This is a genomic window from Candidatus Borrarchaeum sp., assembly GCF_019058535.1.
Lineage (GTDB): Archaea > Asgardarchaeota > Sifarchaeia > Borrarchaeales > Borrarchaeaceae > Borrarchaeum > Borrarchaeum weybense.
This window is the reverse complement of the sequence record NZ_JAHPYX010000021.1, coordinates 1-7683: the sequence shown is the minus strand read 5'-3', so window position 1 is coordinate 7683 and position 7683 is coordinate 1. Positions and strand designations below refer to the sequence as shown.

The window sequence follows — 7683 nt, the reverse complement described above, 5'->3', positions numbered from 1 at the left end:
TCACTACAACCAACGTGTGGATCATTGGACTGGTAAATCTCGCTGTATGCATGGTTTGTGTGGGCTCTTGCGGTATAGTAATTCCATTCTTGTACACAAGAAACATCTTTGCATGGAGTTTCGACCGTCTTCTACCAAGTAAAATAGCAGACCTAGACAAACGTGGAAATCCAGTTTGGGCAATACTTATAATGTTCATAACTGCTCAATTTGCGAATTTCCTGACGTTCTTCACAGGAGTGTTTGCGTTTCTGCTATACTCAATGTTGGGCTGGTTTATAGGAGTATTCATTCTATCCATTGCTGCGATATGGTTCCCCTATAGAAGAAAAGACATCTTTGATGCCGCGCCACCTCTAGCGAAGAAAATGATCGGACCAATCCCCTTGATAAGTCTCTTCGGGATATTATCCCTATTTGTTTCAATCTGGGTCATTGTTGCGTCCCTGACACCAGGAGCAATTGCATTCTTCGTATCTGTGGAGTATATTATTGGCATGGTTATAACATTGATTATAGGACCTGTATGGTACTTCATAGCACGTGCGTATTGGCAATCTAAAGGTCTACCAATCCATCTAGCACATAAAGAATTGCCTCCAGAGTAAACTCAACAATTTCAACAATGCTCTACCTTCTTACCCCTTTTTTCTTTTTCTTATAACAAGAATTAAAAAAAACTATTTTTCTTAACCAAAAGAGTTTTATTGTGTTCGTTTTTTACTACTACGACATCCTGTCTATACTAGAACGATTAGCACTGAGCGAAATTTGGATGTAGAACCAAAATGGCAAAAACTCAACTCTTTTTCACAACTGATATTCATGGAAGTGACGTTTGTTTTCGTAAGTTTATTAATGCTGGAAAGGCGTATAAGGCCGATGTCCTTGTTCTAGGTGGAGATATTACAGGAAAAATGATCATTCCGATAGTTGAACAAGATGATGGCTCACACGAGGCAGAATATTTAGGTTCAGATCTTGTTTTGAAAACTAAAGAGGAACTTGAAGCCTTAGAAAAAAATATCAAACTAATTGGAGCCTACTTTTATTATACGAATGAAAATGAACTATCCGAATTCCGACAAGACAGATCCAAAATTAAAGAATTATTTGAGAAACTTATTCGTGCACGTTTAGAAGAATGGGTTGTGTTAACTGAAGAACGATTAGCTGGAACAAATATCAAGTGTATCATAAACCCTGGTAACGATGATGCTTATTTTATTGACGATATTTTGAAGAAATCAGATATAATAATTGTTCCAGAAGGTAAGAACATTCAGATAGACGAATATCATGAAATGATTTCCACTGGATTTGCAAATATTACTCCGTGGCATTGTGAACGTGATGTTCCAGAAGAAGAAATTGAACAGAAAATTGAAGCTATGACTTCACATGTTAATGATATGGAAAACTGTATTTTCAATTTTCATTGCCCGCCTTTTGACGCCGTCATTGACTATGCGCCTCTCTTAGATAAAAACATGAAACCTGTATTGACAGCAGGAGGCGAGCCAGAAATGATTCCTGTAGGATGCAAAGCAGTACGCGCCGCTATTGAGAAATACCAACCTTTATACGGTTTACATGGTCATATTCACGAAAGCAAGGGATATACACGTATCGGAAGAACTATCTGCTTGAACCCTGGCAGTGAGTATGGAGAAGGAGTTGTTCGCGGAGTAATCTTAGTTCTAGATATAAAACCCAAAAAATGCAAATGGATGTTTTCAGAGGGATAATAAGAATTCTAATCAACATCTAAACTTTGGACTTCTTCGTACCATCGTTTTTTTGTGCCAGTTTTTGCGCGTTTTTGCCATCTTTTGGTCTTTTCTTCCAGATCAATTCGCTCTAAAAGTTCATTAATTCTATCTATCGCAAAAGATTGATCTTCTTCTGATAGTGCATTACTGTATTTTGGTACCCATACTTTAGTTTTATTTAGATTTGTTGTAACAGTATACCAAAATCCCCAATCGTCAGCCAGTATCCTAGCAATAAAACCTCCATCAATAATTTCTGTATTTTTTTCTGCATCATCTTCGATATCGTGTTCACATACAAGCATAATCGTATCTTTGATATCCTTCTCATTGATCTCAACTATTTGCATTTTTTCCAACAGCATTTCTTCTAAGGGAATGGTGGGTTTATCAATTTCCAAGCGTTTTTTCTTCCTATCAAAGTCAATTATGTGACAGAAACGGAGTCTTTCAAGAAAAAAATCGACTTTTAAATTCTTGTATTTTGGACTTTGAAAAACTATCCGACTGACGATTGGATCTGCAAAAATCTCACGAAATCTTAGGTCGTACATTAACTTTCGTATAGGGGTTTTGTGTTTGTTATAAGCCATATAGTCGATATCTGTAATTGATCGGTGGACCTCAGCTCCGTGATGCAGTAGAGGTGCATACTTAGGACAATGAATACGAAAGGCGATCGAACCTAGCAACCTTAAGATTATATCACGCTCTTCAGCAATTTCTATAATTCTAAATGCTTCTTGCATAAATTTTTCATCATCAATAAGATTTTCGCCGCTCATACGAAATGTCACCTGTTCTCAACACAAAACTACTACTTTTTGCTTCTTAGAGAGGATTTCAGTTAACATCAATAAAATTTTTGCATCTTCAATTGTTGTAGAATACAAAGTATTGAAATCAAACAGTATTAATGAAATTTAAGTTTAACCCTTTAAGTTGCAAATAGAAAACAATATCACGTTTCTGAGAACACATGGGAAGCCATAGTTTTTTATATAGGGAATAAATAGATGAGTATTTCCAATGGATATTGAAGAGATTTAGGTGAATACAATGGAAAAAAATGTTACAAAATCTTTTGACGTGATTGATAGAGATGAAAAGGTCATTGGATCTTCAATTCATATTCGGTTTTATCCACTTTCCATTGAATCAGGAAAAGGTGTGTATTTATACGACTCTGATGGGAATGAATATTTAGACTTCAATGCAGGCGCTGCAGTTGCTATAGCCGGCTACAGACATCCAAAAATAGTAAAAGCAGTCCAAGATCAGGTCGAAAAACTAAGTCATCATTGCTTTACTTTGCATAGTAATCCAGTGGTAGTCGAATTAGCGGAAAAATTGATCCAGATCACGCCTGGTGACTGGGCAAAAAAAGTCTGGTTCGGGTTATCTGGTTCTGACGCGAATGAAACCATTTATAAACTAGTCCCATATGCTACAAAAAGAAGACGCATTATGAGTTTTATGGCGGCTTATCACGGACAAACCATGGGCGCTTATACTTTATCTGGGCACACTGCTCAAACAGAGATCGTAGGCTTACCAAATGTCGTCAAAGTTCCTTATGCCTATTGCTACAGATGCCCTTTCGGAAAAGATCTTGAATGCCCAGCATGTGGTCTTCAATGTGTTGATTTCATAGAAAATCAGGTAATGACAACGATTTGTCCACCCGAAGACACATCATGCCTACTAATCGAACCAATCCAATCTGACGGTGGTGATATTCCTCCTCCACCCGAATTCCTGAAAGGACTTAAAGAACTCTGTGAGAAACACAGTATTTTATTCGCAGTTGATGAAGTAAAACATGGATTTGGTAGAACTGGAAAGATGTTTGGCATTGAATGCTTTGATATCGAACCAGATATTATAACAATGGCCAAACCTATGGCAAACGGGATGCCATTAAGCGCATGTGTTGCTCCGTCAGAAATATTAGATTCTTTGGTTGCAGGACATCTCTTGACTACAGGTGGACATCCTGTGTCAGTAGCAGCTTCTCTTGCTACTTTGGAAGTCATTAAAGAAGAAAATCTCGCACAGAATGCAGCAGAAATGGGAGATTATCTGATTAAAAGACTAAGTGAAATTCAAGAAGAACGTAGTTTGATTGGAGACGTTCGTGGAAAAGGATTGATTATTGGTGTCGAGTTAGTTAGAGATCAAAAAACAAAAGAACCAGCTTCATTAGAATGCGCTAAAGTCATGTATCGAGCATGGGAACTTGGATTAATTTTAATCTACGTGGGTGTTCACTCAAATACAATAGAGATCACACCTCCGCTTATAATTAACAAAGAACATTGTGACAAAGCAGTTGATATAATTAACCAGTCTATTAAGGACGTTGAAGAAGGCAAAATATCTGATGAAAAAATTGCGAGATTCGCTGGCTGGTAATACTAACTTTTTTTCTCTTTTTTTCTCTTTTATTACTATTTGAAGTTCAATTCATAGTTTTTTTTGAAAATCAATCATCCCATAACAAAATACTTTTGTATTAGAAGTGAAATCAATCATTTTACTGTCTTATTGATTAAATAGGGTGAGAACATGCCTGAAAAAACTCTAAGCTTTTTTGAAAATTCATTAACTCAATTAGATAATGCCTCAAAAGTCTTGGAACTTGATCCGTCAATTCACAAAATGCTGAAAAAACCAGAACGTGTATTGACAGTTTCTGTACCGATTTGTTTGGATGATGGAACAACTGAAGTATTCACAGGATATAGATCTCAATATTCAACTGCGAGAGGACCAGCAAAAGGTGGCATACGATATCATCCAAATGTATCACTTGATGAAGTAATTGCTTTGAGCATGTTAATGACATGGAAATGCGCTCTAGTCGGTATACCCTTCGGAGGGGGGAAAGGAGGAGTAGTTTGCAATCCAAAGGAAATGTCTGAAAATGAACTCAGACGCATGACGCGGCGATATACAGTAGGGATTCTCCCAATTATAGGTCCAGAACAGGACATTCCAGCACCCGATGTATACACGGGTTCTCGGGAAATGGCCTGGATAATGGACACCTACAGCATGATGAAAGGATACAGCGTCCCAGGAGTTGTTACTGGCAAGCCACTGAATATAGGAGGCTCTTTAGGACGAAATATCGCCACCGGACGTGGCGCAACATTCGTTTTATTTGAAGCGCTGAAGCATTTTAATATGTCTCCAAGTAATGTAACATGTGCAATCCAAGGATTCGGAAATGCAGGATCAGTAGCAGCATTTTTTTTGCATGAGATAGGTAGTAAAGTCATTGCTGTCTCCGACTCTAAGGGAGCGGTATATAACAAAGAAGGCTTTAATCCAAACAAAGTTATGGAACACAAACAGAAAACTGGATCGGTTGTCGATTGTGAGGGATGCGAAACAATTTCCAATTCTGAACTCTTAGAACTTGAATGCGATGTATTAATGCCAGCAGCCCTTGAAAATGTAATAACAAAGGAAAATGCTACAAATATAAATGCAAAAATCGTCATAGAAATAGCAAACGGTCCTACCAGTTCAGAAGCAGATAAAATATTATATGATCGCGATGTTTTTCTAGTTCCGGATATTCTAGCCAATGCTGGAGGCGTCACCGTCAGTTACTTCGAGTGGAGTCAGAGTCTGACTGGTTGGCTATGGACTGAAGAGGAAGTGTTGACACGCCTGGAAAAAATTATGCAACAAGGATTTAGAGATGCCTTAAAAGTTTCTAAAGAAAAAGAGATTAGTATGAGAACTGCTTCACAAGTTTTTGCAATAGATCGTGTTGCTGATGCAATTAAGACGAGAGGGCTCTTTCCCTAAGATATAATCACCTTTTCTTTTTTTTTAAAATCTTTGCAAAACGATTTGAATGCACAGTTTGTTGCTGTAAGAAAAGCGAATTATATACACCATAAGAATTTTTTGGTTGAAAAAAATTACCTTAAGTAAAATTTCTTAGTTTAAAGGCAAGATTCAGTACTTTTCTTTTTTTTCTTCAATGTTTGAAGTGCGAAATCGACTAAAAAGATTTTTATACTTTTTTTACAAATGTAAATACTGTACAACAGTACACCCGTAATCATTATGATAATAGGGAAAGGGGAGAAATCTTCATGACTTTTTATTTCGAAGATCTGAAAAATTTGGTAATTGACCGTGGATTCTGCACTCAATGTGGCACATGTGCTGCAGTTTGTAGTATAGTTCAGATAGATAGCGGAGTTCCGTATGTAGAAGACTTAGATGATTGTACAGGATGTGGTCATTGTTTCACAATGTGTCCTCAGATTAATATAGGATACGAGAATATAGGAAGTCTTTTTCAAAAAGCAGATCAAACAGAAATTGGGCCAATAATGAAAATCCGATCGGTTAGATTGAACAAGCGCCCCGAGTTTGCTCAAGATGGCGGTATTATAACCAAATTAGTCGAAGAGCTTCTTTCAAAAGGAGTTATAGATGCTGCAGTATTAACAAAAAGAGATTCTTTCTGGCACCCAATTACAGAAATAGTAACAGAAGATAACACTGTAGTAGATTTTGCTGGCTCTAAATATACGACAAGTACACCAATCCCGAGCTTAATTGAAGCCACCAAACTTTATGATAAGGTCCTTTTTGTCGGTCTACCGTGTCATTTAAGAGCCGTTCGCAAACTACAACTCCAAAATGGTGAGATTTTCAATTCGAAAAGCCTTCATGGTGTTGTGGGTCTTTTCTGTATGGAATCTTTTCTCTATAATCGAATTTTCGGTAATCCAGGAGTCCTTGGCTTGCCTTCAGAAATACAGGCTATGCAAATCAAGAAAGGGAAATTAGAATACAGAAAGAATGACGGTTCAACCTCTGAGATGGACTTAGAGGATTTATCGTTGAACTTAGCCATCAATAATTATTGTAAAATATGCCAGGATTTCACAGCATCGTTGGCGGACGTGTCGGTAGGTTCGGTCGGGAGTAAATCACTTTATAGTACTGTCATTATCAGAAACTCTACTGGAGAGCGTCTTTTTAATGTATTAGATGAAATAATTGAGGAATCAGCAAATATAAAGCAAATTAAGACGTTATCTGATAAGAAAAGACTTTCAAGAGAACCGCTACTTTCTATGCTTGATTATTACGCTATGTTTCCTTCAATGCCATTAAATCAAGGAGATACAAGGAGCAAACGATCGAGTGGAATGTGTGAGGTATGCTCTGGTTGTGGTGAATGTATTATCGGATATTATGCTGATACCGGTGCTGCTGACTATTGTGGGGATATTGATCCCAGGGTGAAGTTTGGCAGGGCGACTTTCGGCTCGGTAAAGCGATTGCCGTCAATCGATGACTTCCAAATCAAGCCTAGATGGAGGGGAGGCTATAAGAAAAAGTTAGAACTTGGTAGGGAACCTATATACCAAGATGCAAGTCTCTTTGAAATTCTTGGTGGAATTAAATGTAAAATTCCAGTAATAATTGCAGCAGTAGGCTCTACTAAGGTCGCAGACAGGGTTTCAGCTGAACTTTCAGAAGGTGCAGCCCGCGGTGGAATAATCAGGACAATTGGTGAAAATGTGCTTAATATGCACGGAAAAGCAAGATTAATCGAGGAAATTGATGAATTTGGACAACATTGGGACTCTAAACATGGAGGACTGGTAGTTCAGGCAAACATTGAAGACTGGATCGCAGGTGTACCAGCAATTGTAATTGATCATGCACGCGAACAATACGGCTCAAAATTCGTCAATGATGCATTGGGATTTGAATTAAAAGGAGGTCAAGGAGCAAAACCCGGTATGGGAGGCGAAGTCAGAATTTTTGATAGAAACAAAGCCCGCATGCTTAAAGGAAAGGGCTATATTCTATTTCCTGATCCAGATATTGCTCCAGCCGGGCCAGAAGGCTACGAAAGGCACTCAGC

Annotated in this window: 5 protein-coding genes and 1 pseudogene; 5 read left to right on the top strand and 1 reads right to left on the bottom strand. The window is 37.8% G+C overall.

Going from position 1 to position 7683, the window contains the following annotated elements:
- Together QVB70_RS01300 and QVB70_RS01295 are read left to right on the top strand one after the other, a co-directional pair.
- A pseudogene (locus tag QVB70_RS01300) lies at window positions 1-608 on the top strand (hypothetical protein); the annotation flags it as partial.
- 180 nt (window positions 609-788) lie between these two features.
- On the top strand, window positions 789-1748 hold the full coding sequence (locus tag QVB70_RS01295) for a hypothetical protein (RefSeq protein WP_287582597.1): 960 nt from the start codon (window positions 789-791) through the stop codon (window positions 1746-1748).
- 8 nt (window positions 1749-1756) lie between these two features.
- On the opposite strand, the gene QVB70_RS01290 is transcribed toward QVB70_RS01295, so the two are convergent.
- Complete coding sequence (locus tag QVB70_RS01290) at window positions 1757-2557, bottom strand: hypothetical protein (RefSeq protein ID WP_287582595.1); 801 nt, start codon at window positions 2555-2557, stop codon at window positions 1757-1759.
- Between the two features lie 274 nt (window positions 2558-2831).
- On the opposite strand from QVB70_RS01290, the gene QVB70_RS01285 reads away from it, so the two are divergent.
- From QVB70_RS01285 to QVB70_RS01275, 3 genes are all read left to right on the top strand, one after another.
- The gene (locus QVB70_RS01285; protein ID WP_287582593.1) at window positions 2832-4187 is read left to right on the top strand and encodes an aspartate aminotransferase family protein; all 1356 of its coding nucleotides are present in this window, start codon (window positions 2832-2834) and stop codon (window positions 4185-4187) included.
- 153 nt (window positions 4188-4340) lie between these two features.
- Window positions 4341-5594: a Glu/Leu/Phe/Val dehydrogenase gene (locus QVB70_RS01280; protein ID WP_287582591.1), complete on the top strand. Its 1254-nt coding sequence runs from the start codon at window positions 4341-4343 to the stop codon at window positions 5592-5594.
- Window positions 5595-5887: 293 nt separating this feature from the next.
- Window positions 5888-7683, top strand: a 1796-nt coding sequence (locus tag QVB70_RS01275) for a Coenzyme F420 hydrogenase/dehydrogenase, beta subunit C-terminal domain (protein WP_287582589.1), incomplete at its 3' end; no start/stop codon positions are given.

Coding starts and splice junctions, on each gene's coding strand:
- QVB70_RS01295 (WP_287582597.1), top strand. CDS start 789: ATGGCAAAAACTCAACTCTTTTTCACAACTGATATTCATGGAAGTGAC.
- QVB70_RS01290 (WP_287582595.1), bottom strand. CDS start 2,557: ATGAGCGGCGAAAATCTTATTGATGATGAAAAATTTATGCAAGAAGCA.
- QVB70_RS01285 (WP_287582593.1), top strand. CDS start 2,832: ATGGAAAAAAATGTTACAAAATCTTTTGACGTGATTGATAGAGATGAA.
- QVB70_RS01280 (WP_287582591.1), top strand. CDS start 4,341: ATGCCTGAAAAAACTCTAAGCTTTTTTGAAAATTCATTAACTCAATTA.